Source organism: Stutzerimonas stutzeri (assembly GCF_000219605.1).
GTDB lineage: Bacteria > Pseudomonadota > Gammaproteobacteria > Pseudomonadales > Pseudomonadaceae > Stutzerimonas > Stutzerimonas stutzeri.
On record NC_015740.1, the window covers coordinates 1,432,379 to 1,455,463 of the forward strand.

Annotated in this window: 20 protein-coding genes, 1 tRNA gene and 2 pseudogenes; 11 read left to right on the forward strand and 12 right to left on the reverse strand. The window is 65.6% G+C overall.

Going from position 1 to position 23,085, the window contains the following annotated elements; translation table 11 throughout:
• Window position 1 precedes the first annotated feature (1 nt).
• Complete coding sequence (gene egtB, locus PSTAB_RS06860; protein WP_013982268.1) at window positions 2-1,297, reverse strand: ergothioneine biosynthesis protein EgtB; 1,296 nt, start codon at window positions 1,295-1,297, stop codon at window positions 2-4.
• 140 nt (window positions 1,298-1,437) lie between these two features.
• On the opposite strand from egtB, the gene PSTAB_RS06865 reads away from it, so the two are divergent.
• A complete protein-coding gene (locus PSTAB_RS06865) occupies window positions 1,438-2,253 on the forward strand; it encodes an OBAP family protein (protein ID WP_013982269.1) in 816 nt (271 codons plus the stop codon).
• Between the two features lie 9 nt (window positions 2,254-2,262).
• On the opposite strand, the gene PSTAB_RS06870 is transcribed toward PSTAB_RS06865, so the two are convergent.
• Together PSTAB_RS06870 and PSTAB_RS06875 are read right to left on the reverse strand one after the other, a co-directional pair.
• Entirely contained in the window at window positions 2,263-2,958 is a 696-nt protein-coding gene (locus PSTAB_RS06870) for an SDR family oxidoreductase (RefSeq protein WP_013982270.1), read from the reverse strand.
• Window positions 2,959-2,967: 9 nt separating this feature from the next.
• The gene (locus tag PSTAB_RS06875) at window positions 2,968-3,273 is read right to left on the reverse strand and encodes a hypothetical protein (protein WP_013982271.1); all 306 of its coding nucleotides are present in this window, start codon (window positions 3,271-3,273) and stop codon (window positions 2,968-2,970) included.
• 117 nt (window positions 3,274-3,390) lie between these two features.
• On the opposite strand from PSTAB_RS06875, the pseudogene PSTAB_RS06880 reads away from it, so the two are divergent.
• Window positions 3,391-7,699: pseudogene (locus PSTAB_RS06880) on the forward strand (DEAD/DEAH box helicase).
• A 10-nt stretch (window positions 7,700-7,709) separates the two neighbouring features.
• On the opposite strand, the gene PSTAB_RS06885 reads toward PSTAB_RS06880, so the two are convergent.
• Window positions 7,710-8,573, reverse strand: coding sequence for a DUF6279 family lipoprotein (locus PSTAB_RS06885; protein ID WP_013982272.1), 864 nt, complete (start codon window positions 8,571-8,573; stop codon window positions 7,710-7,712).
• 178 nt (window positions 8,574-8,751) lie between these two features.
• On the opposite strand from PSTAB_RS06885, the gene PSTAB_RS06890 reads away from it, so the two are divergent.
• Window positions 8,752-8,940, forward strand: a complete 189-nt coding sequence (locus PSTAB_RS06890; RefSeq protein ID WP_013982273.1) for a hypothetical protein — start codon at window positions 8,752-8,754, stop codon at window positions 8,938-8,940.
• Between the two features lie 23 nt (window positions 8,941-8,963).
• Here the strand turns inward: PSTAB_RS06890 and PSTAB_RS06895 are convergent, their stop codons facing one another.
• The 5 genes from PSTAB_RS06895 to PSTAB_RS21715 all read right to left on the reverse strand — a co-directional run bounded on the left by PSTAB_RS06895 (window position 8,964) and on the right by PSTAB_RS21715 (window position 11,661).
• Window positions 8,964-9,515, reverse strand: coding sequence for a hypothetical protein (locus PSTAB_RS06895; RefSeq protein WP_013982274.1), 552 nt, complete (start codon window positions 9,513-9,515; stop codon window positions 8,964-8,966).
• A gap of 78 nt (window positions 9,516-9,593) precedes the next feature.
• A complete protein-coding gene (locus tag PSTAB_RS06900; RefSeq protein ID WP_011912623.1) occupies window positions 9,594-10,364 on the reverse strand; it encodes a hypothetical protein in 771 nt (256 codons plus the stop codon).
• A 118-nt stretch (window positions 10,365-10,482) separates the two neighbouring features.
• Window positions 10,483-11,208: an RNA pseudouridine synthase gene (locus tag PSTAB_RS06905; protein ID WP_013982275.1), complete on the reverse strand. Its 726-nt coding sequence runs from the start codon at window positions 11,206-11,208 to the stop codon at window positions 10,483-10,485.
• Between the two features lie 84 nt (window positions 11,209-11,292).
• The gene (locus PSTAB_RS06910) at window positions 11,293-11,472 is read right to left on the reverse strand and encodes a hypothetical protein (protein WP_013982276.1); all 180 of its coding nucleotides are present in this window, start codon (window positions 11,470-11,472) and stop codon (window positions 11,293-11,295) included.
• 48 nt (window positions 11,473-11,520) lie between these two features.
• Window positions 11,521-11,661 (reverse strand): hypothetical protein, encoded by a 141-nt coding sequence (locus PSTAB_RS21715; RefSeq protein ID WP_155416511.1) that lies wholly within the window; start codon window positions 11,659-11,661, stop codon window positions 11,521-11,523.
• Between PSTAB_RS21715 and PSTAB_RS06915 the strand changes: the two are divergent.
• The 3 genes and pseudogenes from PSTAB_RS06915 to PSTAB_RS06925 all read left to right on the forward strand — a co-directional run bounded on the left by PSTAB_RS06915 (window position 11,650) and on the right by PSTAB_RS06925 (window position 16,154).
• A pseudogene (locus PSTAB_RS06915) lies at window positions 11,650-12,797 on the forward strand (PQQ-dependent sugar dehydrogenase). The gene PSTAB_RS21715 and the pseudogene PSTAB_RS06915 overlap by 12 nt on opposite strands.
• Before the next feature lie 155 nt (window positions 12,798-12,952).
• A complete protein-coding gene (locus PSTAB_RS06920) occupies window positions 12,953-15,286 on the forward strand; it encodes a glucose/quinate/shikimate family membrane-bound PQQ-dependent dehydrogenase (protein WP_013982280.1) in 2,334 nt (777 codons plus the stop codon).
• Window positions 15,287-15,317: 31 nt separating this feature from the next.
• Window positions 15,318-16,154 (forward strand): CvfB family protein, encoded by an 837-nt coding sequence (locus PSTAB_RS06925; RefSeq protein WP_013982281.1) that lies wholly within the window; start codon window positions 15,318-15,320, stop codon window positions 16,152-16,154.
• A gap of 13 nt (window positions 16,155-16,167) precedes the next feature.
• Here the strand turns inward: PSTAB_RS06925 and PSTAB_RS06930 are convergent, their stop codons facing one another.
• Window positions 16,168-16,746, reverse strand: coding sequence for a DUF488 domain-containing protein (locus PSTAB_RS06930; RefSeq protein ID WP_013982282.1), 579 nt, complete (start codon window positions 16,744-16,746; stop codon window positions 16,168-16,170).
• A gap of 4 nt (window positions 16,747-16,750) precedes the next feature.
• Window positions 16,751-16,963, reverse strand: coding sequence for a hypervirulence associated TUDOR domain-containing protein (locus PSTAB_RS06935; RefSeq protein WP_013982283.1), 213 nt, complete (start codon window positions 16,961-16,963; stop codon window positions 16,751-16,753).
• Between the two features lie 533 nt (window positions 16,964-17,496).
• Between PSTAB_RS06935 and PSTAB_RS06940 the strand changes: the two genes are divergently transcribed.
• The 5 genes from PSTAB_RS06940 to PSTAB_RS06960 all read left to right on the forward strand — a co-directional run bounded on the left by PSTAB_RS06940 (window position 17,497) and on the right by PSTAB_RS06960 (window position 21,455).
• Complete coding sequence (locus PSTAB_RS06940) at window positions 17,497-18,900, forward strand: glycoside hydrolase family 5 protein (RefSeq protein WP_013982284.1); 1,404 nt, start codon at window positions 17,497-17,499, stop codon at window positions 18,898-18,900.
• A gap of 445 nt (window positions 18,901-19,345) precedes the next feature.
• Window positions 19,346-20,116, forward strand: coding sequence for a hypothetical protein (locus PSTAB_RS06945; protein WP_013982285.1), 771 nt, complete (start codon window positions 19,346-19,348; stop codon window positions 20,114-20,116).
• Window positions 20,113-20,541 (forward strand): phage holin family protein, encoded by a 429-nt coding sequence (locus PSTAB_RS06950; RefSeq protein WP_011912633.1) that lies wholly within the window; start codon window positions 20,113-20,115, stop codon window positions 20,539-20,541. Before PSTAB_RS06945 ends, PSTAB_RS06950 begins: the two co-directional genes overlap by 4 nt.
• The gene (locus PSTAB_RS06955; RefSeq protein WP_011912634.1) at window positions 20,538-21,296 is read left to right on the forward strand and encodes a DUF3618 domain-containing protein; all 759 of its coding nucleotides are present in this window, start codon (window positions 20,538-20,540) and stop codon (window positions 21,294-21,296) included. The genes PSTAB_RS06950 and PSTAB_RS06955 overlap by 4 nt, the downstream gene beginning before the upstream one ends.
• 83 nt (window positions 21,297-21,379) lie before the next feature.
• A tRNA-Thr gene (locus tag PSTAB_RS06960) sits at window positions 21,380-21,455 on the forward strand.
• A gap of 68 nt (window positions 21,456-21,523) precedes the next feature.
• On the opposite strand, the gene PSTAB_RS06965 is transcribed toward PSTAB_RS06960, so the two are convergent.
• Window positions 21,524-23,068, reverse strand: a complete 1,545-nt coding sequence (locus PSTAB_RS06965) for an MFS transporter (RefSeq protein ID WP_335324191.1) — start codon at window positions 23,066-23,068, stop codon at window positions 21,524-21,526.
• Window positions 23,069-23,085 lie beyond the last annotated feature (17 nt).

Consider the following 23,085-nt stretch of genomic DNA (forward strand, 5'->3'; position numbering starts at 1 on the left):
TTCAAAGCCCCCTGGCCAGGCGCAGCCCGGCGAACTGCCAGCGCATCGCCGGCTGGAAGAAGTTGCGGTAGGTCACCCGCACGTGGGATTCCGGCGTGGCGCAGCAGCCGCCGCGCAGCACCATCTGTCCAGACATGAACTTGCCGTTGTATTCGCCGAGGCTGCCTTCCAGCGGGCGAAAGCCGGGGTAGGGCAGGTAGGCGCTGGCGGTCCACTCCCAGACGTCGCCGAACAGCTGCTGCGGGCCATCGTGGCCGGCAGGCGCAGCGACCGGTTGCAGGTAATCGCTTTCCAGGAAGTTGCCACGCAGCGGCTGGTCGGCTGCCGCCACTTCCCACTCGGCTTCGCTGGGTAGCCGTGCGCCGGCCCAGCGCGCATAGGCGTCGGCCTCGTAATAGCTGACATGGCAGACCGGCGCTTCCAGATCCAGCGTGCGCAGCCCGCCGAGGGTCATCTCGTGCCAGGCGCCATCCTCGCGCAGCCAGTACAGCGGGGCATTCCAGCCAGCCTGCTGGATCAGATCCCAGCCGTCCGACAGCCAGAGCTCCGGTCGCGCGTAACCGCCATCGGCGATGAAGGACAGGTACTCGCCATTGCTCACCAGGCGTTCGGCCAGTTGGAAATCTTCGACGAACTGGCGGTGCCGCGGTGTCTCGCAGTCGAAGGCGAACTCACTGCCAGCATGGCCGATATGCTGCACGCCGCCAGCGAACTCGTGCCAGCGCGGGCGCTCCGGGCTGCTCGGCTGCGGCCTGGCGAGGTCGTCGCGATAGACCGGGTGCATGGGGTTCTGCGCAAGAATGTGCTTGATGTCCATGAGCAGCAGCTCCTGGTGCTGTTGCTCGTGCTGCAGGCCCAGGCCGACGCGACGGACGATCTCGGCAGCCTGCTCGCGCGGCGGATTTACCAAGAGCTCGCCCATGGCCTGATCGACATGCCGGCGATAGGCATAAATCTCCTCGACCCCCGGACGCGACAGCACGCCGCGCCGCGTTCGCGGGAAGGGCAGGCCATGGGTCTGGTAGTAGGAGTTGAACAGGTAGTCGTAGGCCTCGTTCAGGCGCCGGTAGCCAGGCAGGTAGGGCAGCAGCACGAAGGTCTCGAAGAACCAGGTGACGTGTGCCAGATGCCATTTCGGCGGGCTCACCTCCGGTGTGCTCTGGATGACATAGTCCTCCACCTGCAGCGGCGTGCAGATCGCCTCGCTGGCGGCGCGCACCAGGCGGTAGCGCTGCAAAAGCTGATCGAGTTCGGCGAGTGCCGGGTGCGGATGTGGCTGCTCTGCCAGGTTGCCCATGGCGTTCCCCCCTGCGGTGTCTGCACGACCGAAACGGCCTCCCATAGCGACCCGACGGGCCGGGCAAAAGTTTCTGCTCGGTCCTGAACTCGCCTGACGCCTGGCCACTCCCTGTAGGAAGCCAAGCAGGAGTTCGATCCATGCGACAGTTTCTGATGCTGTGCTCGGCGCTCGGGCTCGCCGCCTGCGCCCAGCACGACACCGCGTCCTACACCGAGACCGCGGGCAAGCCGAAAAGCGTCGAGACCCATGCCCTGGAGGCGGGGGCAAGGCTGTTGCAGGGGCAGGCCCCGCTGAATGCGGTGAGCGCCTATCTCAACGGCTTTCACTTCTACAACGGCGACATGAACGGACAGATGGAGACGCACCACTACGTCACCCGTCTCAACGAGGACGTGATGCAGGCGCTGATCTACGACGGCAACGGCCGCGACGCCAAGCTGATGGGGGTGGAGTACATCATCAGCGCGCGCCTGTTCGAGACCCTGCCGGAAGAGGAGAAGAAGCTCTGGCATAGCCACGACTACGAGGTGAAATCCGGCAGCCTGGTTGCGCCGGGTCTACCGCAGGCAGCGGAAAGGCGGCTGATGAAACAGGTGGTCAGCACCTACGGCAAGACCTGGCATACCTGGCATACCGATCGAGACAAGGAGCTGCCCTACGGCATTCCGGCGCTGATGATGGGCTTTACCGCCGACGGCCAGCTCGACCCGGCGCTGGAAAAGGCCCGTGACGAGCGCCTGGGTGTGGATACCCAGGCCAGGCGCCGTGACCGCGAATCGATCGTGCAACCCGAGGTCGACACGGCTGCCAATGCCTGGGAGAAGGGCGAGGTCATCCAGTTGCAGCGGGTGCGTGGCGCGGGTGAACACCGGCATGGCGATACGGCCGGACCGGCGGAGATCAACGAGTCGGGCCGCCTGCGGCAACAGCAGCAGCGCAGCGACCCGCACTGAGCGCCGCGCCTATTGCTTGTCCTGCAGCGGCGGTGTCGGGCGGATCAGGATTTCGTTGACATCCACATGGGCCGGTTGCGACAGCGCGTAGACCACCGCACGGCTGATGTCCTCCGGTTGCAGGGCATAGGCCGGCGGCTCGTCGAACAGCGGCGTATCGACCATGCCCGGCTCGATCAGCGTGACCCGTACACCGCTGCCGCGCAGCTCCTCGCGCACGCTCAGGCCCATGCCGGTCACCGCCCATTTGCTGGCGCTGTACATCGAACCGGGAATGACGAAGCGCCCTGCCGCCGAGCCGGTGAGCAGCAGATGGCCGCGGCTGGCCTTCAGCGCGGCGAGCGTGCAGCGCAGCGTCAGCCCGACGCCATAGACGTTGGTCAGCAGCATCTCCTTCCATACCGCCGGGTCGGCCGCGCTGAAGCCGCCTTCGCTGCCCGGTATGCCGGCGTTGGCGTAGACCGCATCGAGCTGGCCGAAGCGCTCCAGAACCTGCTGCACCATTGCCTGCTGTTCGGCGTAGTCGGTGACGTCGCAGCGGATGGCGATGGCGCGCTGCGGACCGATTTCATCAACCAGCCGCTGCAGCTTGTCCGCCGAACGCGCGGCCAGTGCCAGGCGATAGCCGGCCTTGGCGGCCTGGCGCGCGGTGGCCGCACCGATCCCGGACGAGGCGCCGGTGATCAACAGAACGGGATCGCTCATGCCGCCTCCTCAGTAGTTCGGAGTGGTTTCCGGAATGGCGCTGGCGTCGGTGATGAAGGGCATCGTCCAGGGCTCCAGGGTGCAACCCTTGTCGATCAGCTCCTGGCGGGTCTGCTCGATGACCTGGGCCATGCGCAGCGGGTCGGCGTAGTCGCGCACCTGCGCTACCCGGGCGAGTTCTTCGCCGCTGCCGTTCATCACGGTGAAACCGAAGCTGTCGTCTTCGGGGTTGGCGCTGGTCACGCAGCCACAGGGCAGAAAGGCTTCCGAGGCCAGTTGCATCGCGTTGTCCAGGCTCAGGGGCGTTGTGGTCATGATCGTCTCCGTTGCGTTGCCGTTGTCTGGAGTTGACCGCCATATGCCGGTGCCGTTTCCCCACAGCCGACCGGCTGTCGCTTGTGCAATGGCAGGCGCGGCACCATATTCATCCGCATGAGCATGCCTGCCCCCGATCCGCTGTGCCGCTTCCATCCCGCCGTGGCGGGCTGGTTTTCCCGCAGCTTTCCCGCCCCGACACCGGCTCAGGCAGCAGCCTGGCCGTTGGTACGCGCCGGTCGCTCGACCCTGGTCGCCGCGCCGACCGGTTCGGGCAAGACGCTGACCGCCTTTCTCGCTGCCATCGACGCGCTGGTGCAGCAGGGCCTGACCGAGGGCGGGCTGGTCGACGGCACCCAGGTGCTATACGTCTCGCCGCTCAAGGCGCTGTCCAACGATATCCATATCAACCTCGAGCAACCGCTGGCCGGCATCGGCGCCGAGCTGCAACGGCTCGGCCTGCCGCCGGTGGACATTCGCACCGCTGTGCGCACCGGCGACACGCCGCAGGCCGAGCGCAACGCGATGCGCAAGCGGGTGCCGCATATCCTGGTCACCACGCCGGAATCGCTCTACGTGCTGCTCGGCTCCGAGTCCGGGCGGCAGATGCTGCGCGATGTGCGCAGCGTGATCGTCGACGAGATCCACGCCATCGCCGGCAACAAGCGCGGCAGCCACCTGGCGTTGTCGCTGGAGCGGCTGGAGGCGCTCTGCGAACGGCCGCTGGTGCGTGTCGGGCTGTCCGCCACACAGAAGCCCATAGACGCGGTTGCGCGCTTTCTGGTCGGAACCGAGCGCCCTTGCGAGATCGTCGATATCGGCCATGGCCGCGCCCGCGACCTGGCGCTTGAAGTCCCGCCGGTGCCGCTGGAAGCGGTAATGAGCAACGATGCCTGGGCGCTGGTCTACGACCGCCTGGCCGCGCTGGCCGGCGAGCATCGGACCACCCTGGTGTTCGTCAACACGCGCCGCATGGCCGAGCGCACCACCCGCCATCTGGCCGAACGGCTGGGCGGCGCGGTGGTGGCGGCGCACCACGGCAGCCTGGCGCGCGAGCAGCGGCTGACGGCCGAGCAGAAGCTCAAACGCGGCGAACTGCAGGTGCTGGTGGCCACCGCCTCGCTGGAACTGGGCATCGACATCGGCGACGTGGAACTGGTCTGCCAGCTCGGCTCGCCGCGTTCGATCGCCGCCTTCCTGCAACGAGTAGGGCGCGCCGGTCACCAGGTGTCGGGCGTATCCAAGGGGCGCCTGTTTCCCAGCTCGCGTGATGACCTGATCGAATGCGCCGCGCTGCTCGATGCCGTGCGCCGCGGCGAACTGGACACGCTGAGAATTCCCCCGGCGCCGCTGGACGTGCTGGCCCAGCAGATCGTCGCCGAGGTATCCAGCCGTGAATGGCAGGAGGACGCGCTGCTGGCGCTGCTGCGCCGGGCGATGCCCTATGCGGTGCTGGATGACGACACTTATCAGGCGCTGCTGAGGATGCTCGCCGAAGGCTATACCACTCGCCATGGCGCGCGCGGCGCCTATCTGCATCGCGACCTGGCGACCCGCAGCCTGCGCGGCCGCCGCGGCGGGCGGCTGACCGCGCTGACCTCCGGCGGCACCATCGCCGACAACTCCGACTACGCCGTGCTGCTGGAGCCGCAGGGGCTGAACATCGGCACGGTGAACGAGGATTTCGCCGTGGAGAGCCTGGCCGGGGACGTGTTCCAGCTCGGCAACACCTCCTACCGCATCCTCAAGATCGAGGCGGGGCGGGTGCGCGTGGAGGACGCCCAGGGCATGCCGCCAAGCATCCCGTTCTGGCTCGGCGAAGCGCCAGGGCGCAGCGACGAGCTGTCCTCCGCGGTCGCCCGCCTGCGCGGGGAAATCGACCAGCGCCTGGCCAGCGCCGAGTCGCAAGCGGCCGAACGCCTGCAGCCGGTGATCGATTGGCTCGCCGATACCCCGGGCATCCCACGCGAAGCCGCGCAGCAGATCGTCGAATACCTTTCCCGTGCATGTGCGGCGCTGGGCGCGTTGCCGACCCAGCGGCGGCTGATCATGGAGCGCTTCTTCGATGAGTCCGGCGGCACCCAGCTGGTGATCCACTCGCCCTATGGCAGCCGCATCAACCGTGCCTGGGGCCTGGCGCTGCGCAAGCGCTTCTGCCGCACCTTCAACTTCGAGCTGCAGGCGGCAGCCACCGAGGACGCGATCATCCTGTCGCTGTCGACCAGTCACAGCTTCGCGCTGGATGAGGTCTGGCGCTATCTGCATTCGACAGGTGTTGATCCAGGCGCTGCTCGACGCGCCGCTGTTCGGCGTGCGCTGGCGCTGGATCGCCACTACCGCGCTGGCCCTGCCGCGCATGGCCGGCGGGCGCAAGGTGGCGCCGCAGCTGCAGCGGATGAAAAGCGAAGACCTGCTGGCCACGGTGTTCCCCGATCAGGTGGCCTGCCTGGAGAACATCGTGGGTGAGCGGGAGATTCCCGACCACCCGCTGGTGCGCCAGACCCTCGACGACTGCCTGCACGAGGCCATGGACAGCGAGGGTTGGCTGGCGCTGCTGCGGCGCATGGAGAGCGGAGAAGTCGAGCTGCTGACACGTGACCTGCCGGCGCCGTCGCCACTGGCCATGGAAATCCTCGGCGCGCGCCCCTACGCCTTTCTCGACGACGCCCCGTTGGAAGAGCGACGCACCCAGGCGGTGCTCGCCCGTCGCTGGAGCGATCCGGAATCGGCCGACGACCTTGGCGCGCTGGACCCCGAGGCGATAGCGGCGGTGGGGGCGGAGGCCTGGCCGGAGGCGCGCAACAGCGACGAGCTGCACGAGGCGCTGACGGCGCTGGGCTGCATCGCCGAGGCCGAGGCGGCGGGGCAGCCGCACTGGCTGCAATGGCTCGCCGAGCTGGCCCGCGCGGGGCGGGCGACACGCCTGCAGGTGGCTCACGACCGCGCGCTCTGGACCCCGCTGGAGCGCCTGGCCTGGCTGCGTTCGATCTATCCGCAGGCGGCCTGCGAGCCGTGTCTGCCATTGCCGGCCGGCTATGACCAGCTGCTCGACGAAGAGGAGGCGCTGGTGGAACTGATCCGCGCCCGTCTGAGCGGTTTCGCGCCGCTGCCGGTACCGCTGATCGCTAGACCGCTGGCCCTGCCGGCCTCGGCGGTGGCGCTGGCGCTGACCCGTCTGGAGGCCCAGGGCTATGTGCTGCGCGGGCGCTTCAGCCCGGGAGCGAGCGAGGACGAGTGGTGCGAGCGGCACCTGTTGGCGCGTATCCATCGCTACACGGTCAAGCGCCTGCGCCGCGAGATCGAGCCGGTGGAGCTTGCCGACTGCATGCGCTTTCTCGCCGACTGGCAGCATCTGTCGGCGGGCACCCGCATGCAGGGGCGCGAGGCGCTGGGCACACTGGTCGAGCAGCTGGAAGGCTTCCAGGCGGCCGCGACGGCCTGGGAAAGCGACTTGCTGCCGGCCCGTCTGAAGGATTACGGCAGCACCTGGCTGGATGAGCTGTGCCGCTCCGGTCGCATTGTCTGGACGCGGCTGTCCGGGCGTCTCAAGGCCAGCGGCGGGCCGGTACGTGGCACGCCTATCGTACTGTTGCCGCGGCGCCAGCTCGGTGCCTGGCATGCATTGGCCAGCGACGCGCCCGCGCCGGAACTGTCATCGCGGGCGCAGCGCGTGTTCGATTGCCTGCAGACCCATGGCGCGCTGTTCTTCGACGAACTGCAGCACGATGCCCATCTGCTGCGCAGCGAACTGGAGGACGCCCTGGGCGAACTGGTGGCGGTCGGGCTGGTGAACGCCGACAGCTTCGCCGGCCTGCGTGCGCTGCTGACGCCGGCCAGCAAGCGTTCGCGCACGGCGCGGCGAACCCTCGGAGGCGCCTTTATCGGCGGTATGGCCGACGCGGGGCGCTGGGCGCTGGTGCGCAAACCTGCCGAGGCCGAGGAAACGACCGGCCGCTCCGGCTTTTCGGCTGAGGCGCTGGAGCATATTGCCCGCGTGCTGCTGCGCCGTTACGGCGTGGTGTTCTGGCGACTGCTGGCGCGCGAGGCGGACTGGCTGCCGCCCTGGCGCGAGCTGTTGCGGGTCTACCACCGGCTGGAAGCGCGTGGCGAGATCCGCGGCGGGCGTTTCGTCGCAGGCGTGGCGGGCGAGCAGTTCGCCCTGCCGGAAGCGCTGGCGCTGTTGCGTGAGGTGCGCAAGCGGCCGTTGGCGGGCGAGCTGCTGGCGGTCTCGGCAGTCGATCCGCTGAATCAGTTGGGGACGCTGTTGCCGGGCAGCAAGGTGCCGGCGCTGCCGGGCAACCGCATCCTCTACCGCGATGGCGTGCCGCTGGCGGCGCTGGTGGCGGGCAAGCCGCAGTGGTTGCTCGACCTCGACGAGCCGGCGCAGCGTGAGGCCCTGCGTCGGCTGACCTCGACGGGGCACTGAGGCCCGGTCGTCAGCCGGCCTGGGCCAGGCACTTCAGACTGCCGAAGTCGCTTTGCAGCTGCGTCAGCCGTCCGCTCAGATGGGCGCGCTGGCCGTCGTCGGCCAGACGATGGAGGTCGGCCACCAGTTCCAGACCGGCCTGTTCTGCGCGTTGCAGCGCCGCGCGGTCATCTTCGTTCAGCAGCGCTTCGCGATCCTGCAAGAGCCGGGCGATACGCTTATCGAAATCGGCGCCGTGGCGCTGCTCGACGGCGGCCAGCAGCATCGCCTGCCATTGCTCGCGGTTGCGCAGCCAGCGGCAGTTCTGCTCGCTCAGGGTGTGCGCCCAGCGCAGCACGCGCTGGCGCTGCTGCGCGTTCAGCGGGCCGAACCAGTACTGCAGGCGCTCCTGCATGCGCTCGGCGCGTTCGCGGATCTGCTGCTCCAGGGGCGGCTCGAGGTACTTCTCCCGGTGTTCACGGCGGTTCTCGTCCAGCGCCTTGCGCAGTTCCTCGACTTGCGCGTCGTTCAATGCCCGCAGCAGATCGGTGGCGGTCGGGGTGACCTCCACCGCGATGCTGTGCATGGCGTCGCGTACGCCGCGGTAGTGTGGCTCCAGATCGCTCGGCTCGAATTGGCCGTCGGCACTGCTTCGCTCCAGCCGGTCAAGCCTGGCCAGGAGTTCCGGCAACTGGGTGCTGCAGTGCCAGGCCAGGTGTTCACGCAGCCGTTGGCGCAGTTCGCGCTGCTGGGTGCGGTCCAGGTCCAGGTAATCGTTGAGTGTCCAGGGAATCAGCGTGTCGAGATTGCGGTAGACCAGGGTTGCGCGGCTGCAGCCGACCAGCAGGAAGGTGCAGAGCGACATCAGCAGAAACAGGCGGCTGGTGGAGCGCATCGTCTTTCCTCAGCGGGCGGCACCTGTGTGTGTAGAGCCCAGCTGCCGCCAAGGGTTCTGGCTCGGTCCGTTTCGTCGATCGGGACGAGCAAAGCGTGCCGGCTTGTGGTCTGCATTGCATGGGGCCGGCTCCGCGGCGCGGACGGCCGTCTTGTCTCAGTAGCAATGGAGAAACGCCATGACCTCGCAGATCAAGCACCTCAGCGGCGAAGACGTACCCAAAGCCTGGCGCCCGACCTGGGCCGTATGCTGGGTGGTGGAACTGAACGGCACCATCGTTGGCGGCCCTTACGCCACCGAAGCGGAAGCGCGCGCGGTCGCCGACGGCGAAGAGGAACCGCGGATTTCGCAGACCCCTGCGCCCTGATCGCTCCTCGCCAGCCCGCGATGCTAGCGTGACTGCTCCAGGCAGTGTTGCGGGCATGGTGCCTGGTACGGCACAGAGGGTGGCGGTGGCGCAACCAGCTGATCGACCAGTTCCAGCGATTTGTCGAACGATGGGTAGCCGCTGCGCGCGACGTCCAGTTCGCCGTAGGCCTGTCGATAGACCTCGGCCCTGATCGGGTCCGCCTGCTCGATCAGATAGGGCTCCTGGTAGATCTTGTAGAGCAGCGCCACCGCGTGCGGGTGGCCCTTGCGCTTGGCCTTCTCCAGCAATTGCAGCACTTCGGAGGGCTCCGGGCCCTGACGGATCAGCAGCAGCGCCTGGTAGAACTCGGTCTCACCGCGCCGATCCAGCCGCGCGCTGCGATCGAGCAGGGCCTGGGCCAGTTCGTAGCTGTCTTCATCACCGACCGATATCAGAATCTTGGCCTGCATCAGATCGTTCTGGTACAGCAGACGCTCGGCGCGACAGCCGTCGTCGTCCCAGGCGCGATCGCAGGATTGGCTGGCGCAACCGCCGAGAGTCAACAGCAGGCCGAAGAGCAATGCCTTTTTCATGGCTGAATTGGTACTCCGTTCTCTTTTCGCCAGTATGGGGCGTGCCTGCTTCGATTCGCCAGTGCGGCTTACGTTCGCTTAGAAATTGGGGCAGGGCGCGTTCATCTGTTGCAGGCCATAGCGGCGCAGCAACGTCTGCCAGCGGGCACTGTGCGGCAGGTCGGCGACAAGCTGCTGGATGTACTGCGTGGTCGCGGCGGGCAGGCTGGCAGTCATGAGCACGTGGCGGTCGAACACGTACAGGGGGCTCGGTGAAACGTGCAGCTGCGCTTCTGGCACCTCGGTCAGGCTGTAGAACAGGCGTGACGAGCGCGGGATGAGGGCGACATCGATGCGCCCTGAGAGCAGCTTGTTCAGATTCTGCAGGTCCGTATGCACGTCTTCGCGGCGGATCAGCCCCTTGTCGATATCCGCCTGCAGTGTGCGATAGCGATGCCCGAGGATTCCGCCCAGGCGCAGGCCGTGCAGCGAGCGCGGGCCGTCATAGTCGACCGGAGCCGCCCGCCGCGAGACGAAATCCTGAATGTCGCAGAGCAGCGGTCGCGTCCAGCTGGCCCGAGCGGTTAACCGTTCGGGAAAGAACTCCGGTGTGGCCCATAAAAGAATGCCCGGTTCGTTGGCGGCGAGCCGGGCATCGAGTCGCTTTCGCGGCAGCTGCGTCAGGCGGAATTCGTAACGACCCTGGTTGGTCGGGTGCTCGTTGAGCAGCTGTACCAGGGTTTCGGACAGGCCGGGGCTCTGGCCGGAGGCGAACGGCGGAGAAGGTTGATAGGCCCAGACAGTGACAGGCTCGGCCGCCTGGGTATGCAGCGATAGAAGAATCAGCAACAAGAGCAGCAGTTTCTGCATCGCGGTCCTGTCTTGGAGGGTGGGCCGTCGTGGCGAATTGCCCCGGCCCAGTGCTCAAGACTGATTCAGCGCGGCGGGCAAGGCAAGCGCGCTCCGCCGACTGGTGCAGGCGGCAGCGTCAGAAACGCTCGTGTTCGCCGAGAAAGCGCCAGTGCCCCACCGGCAGCTTGGCCATCGACAGTCGGCCGATGCGTATGCGCTTGCTGGCGACGACGCGCAGGCCGATGGCCTCGCAGAGCATGCGAACCTCGCCTGGTGCGGGTTCCTTGACCACCACGCGCAGGCGGTTTTCGCTCTGCCAGCTGACCTTGGCCTTGGGCAGGATCCTGCCACGATGCCCGATTCCCTTGGCCAGCAGCGCCAGGCCACCTTCTTCCGCTTCGCCGCTGACCTCGACGACGTACTCCTGCTCGAGCTTGTTGCGCGTGTCGCCGAGCAGGCGGATCACTTCACGCTGCTGGCTGAGCACGCTCAGGCCGCTGGCATCGGCATCCAGGGGCAGCAGCAAGGTATGGCGCAGCAGGTGACGCTGCAGTGGTTCGGCGCGGGACGGATCATCGACCCAGTGCTCGCTGGCCTGCAGCGCACGGCGGGGGCCATCGTTATCACTGTCGATCGGGAGTTCGGCTGGCTTGTGCAGCAGCAGCGTCACTGGGGCGATTTCCTTCGCCGTGGCGCCGGGCTGCAGTTCGATACGTTGCTGCGGACCTACCTTGAGGAAGGGCGCTTCGACCAGCTCGCCGTCGACAGTGACCCAGCCGCCCTCGATGTACAGCTCGGCCTCGCGCCGGGAACAGCCGAACTGCTCGGCGACGCGTTTGGCAAGGCGCACGGGATCGGTCATGGGATGCTCGGAGAAATCAGGAAGGAGGTGGAACGCGGCGAGCCTGTACAGAGCGGCTCGCCGAAAGCGGTTCGTGTCAGCGCATCACTTCTTGCTGATGGTGATCTGCCGGGACGGGCCCTGGGTCTGGCCACTCACGCCGTTGGGGATGGTCTGGATCTCACCGCCGGCCTTGAGGAACGCGGCCATCTGCTCTGCCAGGGACTGGCTGGTTTCGGTCGCGGGTTCGGGTTTGCGCTTGGCGCTGGTGGTCTTGGTGGCCATGGATCGCTTTTCCTTCAATCAGTCGAACCGGGCATTATACAGATTTGATCAAATTTTGTTCAGCTTTTTACGGTCGGTCATTTCTTGAAGCGTTTTCGCAACCACCGAGCCGACGCTCTGGTCTTCAATGAAGCGGCGTATCTGGGAATCACAACGCCCCATCACCGGAGGACCTTCATGCTGCGTCAAGCCATTCGCACCACGCTCTGCGGTTTCGTCATTGCCGCTTCGTTCCAGGTTGCCGGTGAAACGCAACGCTTTCCCAGCGAGGCGGGGCAGGTAACCGTCAAGGAGATCGCCGCGGGGCTGGAGAACCCGTGGGGGCTGGCCTTCTTCCGGATGGCGAGCACATGCTGGTGACCGAGCGGCCCGGTCGGCTGCGGCTGGTGGGGCTCGATGGCAGCCGATCGGAACCGCTGGCTGGCGTGCCGGACGTATTCGCCCGCGCGCAGGGTGGCCTGCTCGATGTCCGGCTGTCGCCGGCGTTCGAGCAGGACCGCCTGGTCTATCTGAGCTACGCCGAGGTTGGCGAGGACGGCAAGGCCGGGACGGCCGTCGGTCGCGGCCGGCTCAGTGATGATCGATACCGGCTGGAAAACTTCGAGGTGATCTTCCGCCAGCTGCCCAAGCTGTCCAGCGGCATTCATTTCGGCTCGCGGCTGGTCTTCGATGGCAACGGCCATCTGTTCGTGGCGCTGGGCGAGAACAACCAGCGCTCCACCTCGCAGGACCTCGACAAGCATCAGGGCAAGGTGGTGCGCATCAGCCTGGACGGCAGCGTGCCCGACGACAATCCCTTCGTGGGGCGCGACGGCGTGCGTCCGGAAATCTGGTCCTACGGCCACCGCAATCAGCAGGGGGCCGCGCTCAACCCCTGGAGCGGCGTGCTCTGGACGCACGAACATGGCCCGCGTGGTGGCGACGAGATCAACATCCCTCAGGCCGGCAAGAACTATGGCTGGCCGCTGGCGACCCATGGCATCAACTACAGCATGCTGCCGTTCCCGGAGGCCAAGGGCAAAACCGTGAAGGGCACCGAGCCGCCCCATCACGTCTGGGACAAATCGCCGGGTATCAGCGGCATGGCGTTCTACGACGCCGAGCGTTTCCCGGCCTGGCAGCACAGCCTGTTCATCGGCGCCCTGGTGGACCTGTCGCTGATCCGGCTGCAGCTGGATGGCGATCGGATCGTCGGCGAGGAGCGTCTGCTCAAGGACCTGAATGCGCGTATCCGTGACGTGCGTGTGGGGCCGGACGGCTTCCTTTACCTGCTCACCGATGCCGCTGACGGCAAGCTGCTGCAGGTAGGGCTGGACAGCAACTAATCGCCGGGGCAGCGGCGGGCAGGCGGCCTGCTCCGCCGCACTGCCGCTACCACGGAGCATTCCCGCTCATCGCCTGTCCCATTCCAGTGATGGCCGTCCGTGCCGGTCATCTGGAATGTGTGCAGGTCGAATAACAAGAGCGAGGAGTTGGCGCCGTGGCAGTAGTCATCAGCGGATTGTTCTGCATCATCGTCGGGCTGGCGCTTGGCGTCGGCGGTGCAAAGGTCATCAGCCTCGGCGGAACCTGGTACTTCGCCATCCTGGCGGCCGGCTTTCTGCTGACCGGTGTCCTGCTGCTGATGCGCCGCCGCACGGCGCTGTGGGTGTACGCCCTGCTCATGCTCGGTGCGCTCGGCTGGGCGTTGTACGAAGTCGGCCTGGACTGGTGGCAACTGGCGCCACGCGGCAGCATCATCGCGCCGCTCGGCCTGTGGCTGCTCACACCATGGATCGCGCGTCGCCTGGGCTGGCAGCATTTCGGCTTCCGTGCCTGGGGTGGTGCAGCGCTTCCGCTGATGCTGGCGGTGTTGCTCTGGGGTGTGGCGGCCATCTATGCGGTGGGGCGCGACAGCCATGACATCAAAGGCATGCTGCCGCCGCCATTGGCCGAGGCGCCTGCCGTCGACGACAGCGTGCCGGAGGGCGACTGGCATGCCTACGGGCGTACCCAGCATGGCCAGCGCTATTCGCCGTTGGCGCAGATCACTCCGCAGAACGTCGAGCGCCTGGAGCCGGTCTGGCACTACCAGACCGGCGATCTGCGCGGTCCGGACGACCCGGACGAGACCACCTACGAGGTCACTCCGCTGAAGGTCGACGACAGCCTCTACCTGTGCACGCCGCACAACCTGGTGATCGCCCTGGATGCCGAGACCGGCGAAGAGCGCTGGCGCTTCGATCCCAAGGTGCCGCATTCGGTCAACCGCCAGCACTTGACCTGTCGTGGGCTTTCCTATCATGCCGCTCCCGCCTCCAGCCAGGCGCAGAGCTGTCGCCAGCGGCTGTTCATGCCCACTGCCGACGCCCGGTTGATCGCGCTGGATGCCAGAACCGGCGAGATATGCCCCGGCTTCGGCGACAACGGCGAAGTGGACCTGTGGGCCAACATGCCCCACGTAAAAGAGGGTTTCTACTACTCGACCTCTCCGCCGGTGGTCGCGCGCGACCGGGTGATCATCGGCGGTGCGGTGAACGACAACGTGCGCGCCAACGAGCCGTCCGGGGTCATCCGCGCCTATGACGTCTATACTGGCAAGCTGCTGTGGAACTGGGACCCGGGCAACCCCGACGAGACCGCGCCCATCGCTGCCGGGCAGACATACAGTGCCAGCAGCCCGAACAGCTGGAGCATTTCCAGCGCGGACGAGACGCTGGGGCTGGTCTACATTCCGCTCGGCAACCAGGTGCCGGATCAGTGGGGCGGGCGGCGCAGCGAGAACAGCGAGCGTTTTTCCTCCTCCATCGTGGCGCTCGACCTGGATAGCGGCCAGCTGCGCTGGGTTTTCCAGACCGTGCGGCACGACCTCTGGGACATGGACGTGCCGGCACAGCCTAGCCTGATCGACATCCAGACGGAGGAGGGGCCGGTGCCGGCGTTGGTGGCGCCGACCAAGCAGGGCGACATCTATGTGCTGGACCGCCGCACCGGCGAGCCGATCCTGCCGGTGCGCGAGGTGCCCGCGCCACGAGGTGCGGCCGAAGGCGACTGGGTCGCCAGGACGCAGCCTGCGTCGGCACTGTCCTACGAACCGCCGAAGCTGCAGGGCAAGGACCTCTGGGGTGCCACACTGATCGACCAGATGATGTGCCATATCCAGTTCCATTCGCTGCGCTACGAGGGACGTTACACGCCACCCTCCACCCAGGGCACGCTGGTTCATCCGGGTAACTTCGGCGTCTTCAACTGGGGTGGGGTGGCGGTTGATCCGGTACGCCAGATGGTATTCAGCACACCGGCGTACCTGGCCTTCACTTCGCGGCTGATCCCGCGTGAGGACGACGAGACGACCTATGTCTCGGACAAGGAGCCGTTTCTCAACGAGAACTTCGGCTCGCCATTCGCGGTGGAACTGGAGGCCTTCGTATCGCCGATCGGCTTGCCATGCACCGCGCCGCCGTGGGGCTATGTGGCGGGCGCCGACCTGCGCACCGGCAAGACCCACTGGCTGCGCAAGAACGGCACCGTGCGGGATCGCTCGCCGATTCCGCTGCCGTTCAAGATGGGGGTGCCGAGCCTGGGCGGGCCGATGGTCACCGCCGGTGGCGTGGCGTTTCTCAGCGGCACGCTGGACTACTATCTGCGTGCATACGACGTCAGTACCGGTCGCGAGCTGTGGAAGGCGCGCCTGCCGGCTGGCGGCCAGGCGACGCCGATGACCTACCAGACCCGTTCCGGGCGGCAGATGGTGGTGGTGGTCGCCGGCGGGCATGGCTCGCTGGGCACCAAGGCAGGGGATTCAGTCATCGCTTATGCCTTGCCGCGCCGCTAGAATCGCCGCCTTCATCACTGGGACACCCGCCATGGCCGCCATCGGACGTTACAACAGCCTGCAGATCGTCAAGCACACCGGTTTCGGCCTCTACCTCGACGGCGGGCCGGATGGCGAGATTCTGCTGCCCAACCGCTACATCCCCAAGGATGTGCCGACCGAGGTGGACGACTGGCTGAACGTGTTTGTCTACCTCGACAGCGAGGACAAGCTGATCGCGACCACGGAAAAGCCCAGGGTGCAGGTCGGCGAGTTTGCCAGTCTCAAGGTGGCGGAAATCAACCGCGTCGGGCTTTTCCTCGACTGGGGGCTGCCCAAGGATCTGCTACTGCCGCACTCGGAGGAGAAGCGGCCGCTGCAAGTCGGCGACTACTGTGTGGTCTACGTGTACATCGACCAGCGCACCCGTCGCATCACCGCCACCGCACGGCTGGATCGCCATCTGGACAAGACGCCGGCGCGCTACCGGGTGGGCGACGCGGTGGACCTGCTGATCGTCGAGCCGACCGATCTCGGCTACAAGGCGATCATCAACGGCCAGCACTGGGGGTTGATCCACAAGAACGAGGTGTTCAAGTTCCTGCGCGGCGGCATGCGTGAGCGAGGTTACATCCGCGAGCTGCGCGCCGACGGCAAGATAAGCCTGAGCCTGCAGCCGATCGGCAGCGAGGCGACCGATGCGCTGCAGGCGCTGATCCTCCAGCAACTGGAGGAAAACCAGGGCGTGCTGGCCGTGAGCGACAAGAGCCCGGCCGAAGAGATCGCGCGGCGGTTCGGTGTCAGCAAGGGCAACTTCAAGAAGGCCATCGGCGGGCTCTACAAGCAGGGCCGCATCGTCATCCACCCGGACCGCATCGAGCGCCCCTGATGCGCGTCATGGGCTAAAGATCCAGGTCGATCTGGCTGCCAGCTTCCTTCCTCAGCGGCACGCCCTTGCCTGCGGCATAGCTCAGCTGGCCGTCGACCAGCCGTGCCGGGGCAGTGAAAGGGTGGGCGGCGGGCGGCTTCTCGTCCTGGATGTGCAGCACCTCGATACCTCGGGTCTTCAGCACATCCGATACCAGTGAACGGTGGCAGCGCCACCAGAGCACCTCGGCGCACATCATCGCGGTGCGTTGCCGGCCCGCCATTTCCAGCAAACGGTTGAGCCCGCGGTTGAATTCGTCGCTCTGCAAATGATCGGCGTAGCCGCGAAAGGAGCTGTTGCGCCAGGCCAGGTTGGGCGAATCCGCAAGCGGCCGTCGGCGACCACCAAGCTCCTCGAACCAGGCATAGCCGATACCCGCTTCACCCAATGCACCCCGCAGCGCCTCGCTGCCGAACTGTGGCAGCCGCCGCGAACCGGGGAAGCGGCGCACGTCGGCGATGGCTTCGATGCCGTGCAACTGCAGCAGCTCGACAAAGGCCTCCAGCGAGCGGTTCGAATGGCCAATGGTCCAGACGGTCAGCGTGTCAGTCATGCAATCAGTCCAGCTTGGTCAGCGCCGACTCTTTATGCATCGCCACGTGATCGGTCTTGTCGCTCTTGATCTCGTACTGCGGTGCTTCGGGGCTGGCACGCCGGGTCCGGCCCATGAACTCGGTGTCGGCCGTGTGCACCCGAGTGATGCGACCGCGGACTCGTCCCGCTTCCGAGTTCCAGCTCACGTGATCGCCGACCTTGAACTTATGGCTCATCGCTAACCTCCGCCTGCGTCTGTTGATCCTCATGTTGGACCTCGAAAGCGCGCCGACGGTTGCCCGAGCGTCACCCTTATATAGGGATTAATCCCTGCCGTTTCGCGCAATTATGCGGTGCCGTTCGTCGGGACAAAATCATAGGATTTAATGCCGTTTGAAAGTTGGCGAATTCAAAAAACCGTCGCAAGCGGAACGACAAATTCCTCTAGCAAGGGGGCTAAGCGTCATATCAAATCGATATCTGTACCCGTTTATATAATGGCAACATAATATCGGTGACAGATATATGGCGGCTTATTGGCGATCTTTTTTCGCCACAAAGATTTCCATTATTTTTTCGAACCTATTATAAAGCCGCCACGCAAGACGATTTACCGGTTTGTTCAGGGAGTGGACGGCGGGAAATTTCTTGTAGAACGGTTCGTTTGTTGTGACACCGCGGTTCCTTCCAGTATCGCCCCACGACTTATCGACCTCCCGTCACTTTTCGAAGGCTGGGCCTTTGAAGCAGTAAGTTCCGGAAAGACTCAATGTCCACCAACCTGTTTACCGGTGCCCGTAAGGCACTCGTCGCTTCCATCGCCATGGCTGCTCTCATGGGTGGCGTAACCGTAGCAACTGTTCCTTACGCTGCTGCAGCTACCACTGTCGCTGCAGCCTCCGTTTCCACCAAGGTCAACGCCTTTACCAATACCGACTGGCTTAATGGTGTCTGGCGCACTGGCGCAGGCTTCTCCATTCCGGCCACGGCTGCCAACCAGGCGGCTTTCAAGGCGGGCGCCTCGGTTCGCCTGGCGGACGGCCAAGTGCGCACCATCAGCCGCGCGCAGGTCGTCGGCAGCAACATGAGTGTGTTCCTTGATGGCGCCAAGCTCGATGGCAACAAGGTGGGTGCACCGCAGTCGGTCGCAACCGTGGCTGCCGCACCGGCCCCGAGCCCAGCGCCGTCAGCGCCGAGCACCACCAATGGCAAGCCGCTGCTGGTTGGCGTCAACCTGTCCGGTGCAGGCTTCGGCCCGTCGGTGGTTCCCGGTACACACGGCACCAACTACACCTACCCGGCCGAGTCGTACTACAAGAAGTACGCCGACCTCGGCATGCCGCTGGTACGCCTGCCGTTCCTCTGGGAGCGTATCCAGCCCAAGCTGAACACGCCGCTGAATGCCACAGAACTTGCGCGCCTGAAGCAGTCGCTGGATTTCGCGCAGAAGCACAACGTCAAGGTGATCCTCGACCTGCACAACTACTACCGCTATTTCAACAAGCTGATCGGCTCGAACGAAGTACCCATCAGCTCATTCGCGGCGGTGTGGAAGCAGATTGCGCAGGAAGTGGTCAACCACCCGGCGGTGGAAGGTTACGGGCTGATGAACGAGCCACATTCGACCAATGGGCTCTGGCCACAGGCCGCCCTGGCTGCTGCTCAGGCGATCCGCACCGTGGATTCCAAGCGCTGGATCTACGTGGCCGGTGACCGCTGGTCCAGTGCCTTCCACTGGCCGCACTACAACACTCAGCTGATCAGCAACCCGTGGATGCGCGATCCGAAGAACAACCTGGTGTACGAAGCACACATGTACATCGACAAGGATTTCTCCGGTAACTACTTCGACAAGAACGAAAAGTTCGACCCGATGATCGGTGTCAATCGCGTCAAGCCTTTCGTCGACTGGCTGAAGCAGAACAAGCTGCGTGGCTACATCGGTGAGCACGGTATTCCGGACTTCTCGCCGTCCGCCCTGGTGGCCACTGACAACCTGCTGTCTTACCTGCGTCAGAACTGCATCCCCAGCACTTACTGGGCAGCAGGTCCCTGGTGGGGCGAGTACGCACTGTCGCTGGACGTGACCAGTGGCAAGCACCGCCCGCAGCTGCCGATTCTGCAGAAGCACGCCAAGACCGCGCACAGCTGCACCAGCATCGGTCCGCTGTAAGGACTTCACCCTCAAGCAAGAACGGGCCTTCGGGCCCGTTTTTGCGTTTCAGCGCCCAGCCTGTCTGCTACAGCTCGTCGGCTCGCTCGAGGCAGCCCGGTGCCAGCTACCTTCGACCATTCGGTCACAAACGTGCCGTCACGCGCCGTTTCGCTTGTTTTCGTACGCCGATCCGTAGCCCAGTCGCGATGCCGCCTGCAGGCCTATCGTGGGCAGAGCGCCAGCAAACCAGCGCTGTCCGGCTCGCTCGTCCACTACCGGCGCCGCCGCGATAGCCCGCCAGCGAACGCCGGAACCGTCTGGCCCGAGCCACGGAACTCGAAAAATGGGGTCCGGTCACCATTTATGTGCGCACTTACATTGCACGGCCGCGGCGATCCGCATCGCTGTGCTTCAACGGACCGTGGTCATCCGGCCAATCCATAACCCTATAAAGGTGGACAAAATGACGACACCCGATGAAGAAATCACAGGTTACGGCGGCCAAGCCGGCACCGGCACGCCGCAGAAGGCCGCCTCCAGCGGACAGTCGAGCAGTTCGTCGTCCGGCACTGGTGCGGCCCCGATGAGTGGCTCCGGGGCCAGCCAGGGTGCCACCAGCGAGGACATCAAGGCCAAGGCAGCCGAAGCCGGCGAACAGCTGAAAAATCAGGGCAAGGCACAGCTGGACAGCTATCGCGGCACCGCTGCCGACGAACTGGAAAAGGTCGCGCAAAGCGCCAAGGCTGCCGCCGCAGAGCTGGAAAATCAGGACAGCGCCGGGTTGTCCCACTACGTGTCCGACATTGCTCAGAGCATGGTCGACCTGGCCGACAACCTGCGCGGCCAGAGCGTCGACGAGCTGGTCGGCGAGGTGAACCGCCTGGCGCGCAACAATCCGGGCCTGTTCATTGCCGGCAGCGTCGCCCTCGGCTTCGGCCTGACCCGCTTTGCGCGGGCTTCGAGTAATCGCACCCACACGACGGCACGCGAGCCCACCACCGATTACGGCCATTCCGATGCTGCTCGACCGCATCCCACTTCGCCGCTGGGCGTTCCGGCTGACGTAACAGCTGAAACCCTGCCGAGCCAGGCCGAACTCGATTCGCGCATTTCAAGCGGCGCATCGGGCGGTACGGTCGGCAGCGTCAGCAATGCGGGCATGACCTCGACGCCGGGCAGCACCAACGGCATCGGCGCCAACGGCAGAGGCACAAACGGAGGGCTGAATCGATGAACGAGCAACGTAACCTGAACACGCCTTACGAACCGGCGGCGAACCCCGAGCACGACACTTCCGTGGGCGGCCTGTTGCGGCAGCTGACGCGTGAAGTGCCGTCACTGTTCACCAAGGAGCTGGCTCTGGCCAAGGCCGAGCTGAGCGAATCCATCCGTGCCACCAAAGCCGGCGCCGCGAGCGTGGCCACCGGTGGTGCCGTGCTGCTGGCTGGCTTCATCGTGCTGCTGATGTCGGCCGTGTACTTCCTCGGAACGATGATGGAGCTGTGGCTCGCTGCGCTGATCGTCGGCGTGGTCGTGGTGGTGGTAGGCCTGATCATGGTCTCGGCGGGCAAGAAGAAATTCGAAGCTTCTTCGTTGAAGCCTGACCGCACCATCCATTCTCTGCAGAAGGACAAAGAAATCGTCAGGGGGCACGCATGAGTACGCACAATCAGATAGATCTGGAAGCGCAGAAAGACCCGAGCACGCTCGAACGCGAGATCGATCAGCAGCGTGCCGAGATCGGCAACATCGTCCACGCTCTGGAAAGCAAATTGTCGCCGGGGCAGATGATCGACACCGCACTGGGCTACGCCAAGGGTGGTGGCGGTGAGTTCCTGCACAACCTCAGCGATACGGTGAAGGCCAACCCTGTGCCCACTTTGCTTACCGGCATCGGATTGGTCTGGCTGATGGCCGGGCAGAATCGTCGCCCGGATTACAGTGCCCACGCTTCCAGCGGCCCGTCGATGACCGACAAGCTCGCGGCCAAGGCCTCTGGCCTGAAGCAGCAGGGCACCGGCATCAAGGACAAGGCGGCTCAGATGAGTCATGACGCCTCCAGTAGTCTGGGCAGCGCCCGCCATCGGGTCAGCGACTCCAGCCGTCAGGCGGCGGAAAGCCTGAAGCACACCGCCGATCGCGCTCGTGGTGGCTTCAGCCAGTTGCTCAACGAGCAGCCGCTCGCCCTTGGCGCCATGGGTATTGCCCTGGGTGCTCTGCTGGCTGCTACCGTTCCACCGACCCGTCGTGAAGACGAACTGATGGGTCAGAAGAGCGACGAGCTGACCGGCAAGCTCAAGCACAAGGCCCGTGAAGGCTACGAAATGGCCAGTGCCGAAGGTGAGCATCTGGCCAGCCAGGTAAAGCACGACCTGGAGCGCGATCACGGCCAACCGGCCTCACGGCCGCACTGACGGAGCGTCGGCGGGTTGCCGTTCGCGAGACGCGCGGTGGGCTTGAGTCCGATCGCATAACCTCCGATAATCCGCCGCCTGGCGCCGGTGTAGCTCAGTAGGTAGAGCAGCGCATTCGTAATGCGAAGGTCGCAGGTTCGACTCCTGTCTCCGGCACCACAGAACTCAAAGCCCGCAGCGATGCGGGCTTTTTTCGTTTTATGGGCGCTGTTGGCGTGGCGGCTGGGCTACCGAGCTCTTCGCGTGGTCAGGGCAATACCGAGTGCGGCCATTGTCAGCAGGGCGGCGACCAGGATCATGACCGTCACGAATGCGCTGTCGAACGCACTTTGTGCCACGCCGATGAGCTGAGCAGCCACGCTGTCGGGCAGGGACTCGGCGGCGATCAGCGCGCCGTCCAGGCTGTCACGGGCCAGTGCCGGGGCGTCCACACTGGCAGGGGCAGCGAAGGCGCGGGTGTAAACCGCCGACATCACGCTGCCCAGCACGGCGATGCCGAATGCGCCGCCGAGTTCGTACGAAACCTCCTCGATCGAAGCGGCCATGCCGGCGCGGTCTGGCGGAGCATGCAGCAGCATGGCGCTGGAGGCGGCCGTCATTGCCGCACCGACGCCGAAACCGAGCAGGGCGAACGAGACCAGCTGAATCCAGTACGCGGCGCTGTAGCCCAGCAGGTAGAGCAGGGCTCCGGCTGCGGCGAGGCCCAGTGATGCACTGAGAATGCGTTCGGCGCCCAGGCGCGGCAGTGCCAGCCCCGCTAGCGGGCCGGCAATGAAGGCGCCGAGGGGGATTGGCAGGATGGTCAGACCCGCCTGCAGGGGCGACAGGCCTACCACCAGTTGCAGACGCTGGCTGACCACCAGTTCCATACCCATCAGTGCAGCGGAAGCGATGAGCGCGGTGGCCACACCGGCAGAAAAACTGCGGTCACGGAACAGGGTGAAGTCGATCATGGGAATCGTCGCTCGCCGCTGACGTCGCAGGAAAGCCAGGCTGCAGATCACTGCCGCGATTGCCGCCATACCGGCTTGCAGGAGCGAGAAGTCGGCCTTGCCGGCTTCCTTGATGGCCAGCGTCAGGCCGACCAGGGCGCCCATGACCCACAGCGAGGCGAGCAGGTCGAACGGCCGCTCGGGATTGCCGGGCCTGGTTGGCACCCAGCGCAAGGCGAGAACCAAAGCGAGCAGGACGATGGGCACATTGATGATGAACACCGAGCCCCACCAGAAGTGTTCGAGCAGCACACCGCCGACCACCGGCCCGAAGGCTGCACCACCGGAGGCGATCGCCGCCCAGATGCCGAACGCCAGGGCGCGCTCGCGATCATCGTCGAAAACATGACGGATGATCGCCAGGGTCGCCGGCATCATCATTGCCGCCCCAACCGCGAGCGCGACGCGTGCCGCGATCAACAGCGCCGGGCTGGGCGAGAAGGCGGCGCCGAGGGAGGCCAGGCCGAACACCACCAGCCCGGCGACGAACATCCGCTTGTGGCCGAAACGGTCGCCCAGCGCTCCCATGCCCGGCAGCAGGCCGGCAACGGTGAGAGCGTAGGCGTTGACGATCCACAGTTTTTCGTTGGCCGTGGCACGCAGCTCGTAGGTCAGACTGGGCAGGGCGAGGTAGATTACCGTCATGTCGATGACGATCAGCAGCAGCGCGCTGGACAGGATGCCCAGCACCAGCCAGCGAAGAGGCGATTTCACGAGTCGATCCTTCAGGTTGCGGGTGGCAGCGCGATTGGTTGGAGCATGGTTGTTCCGGTAGAATATAAATACATACGTATTGA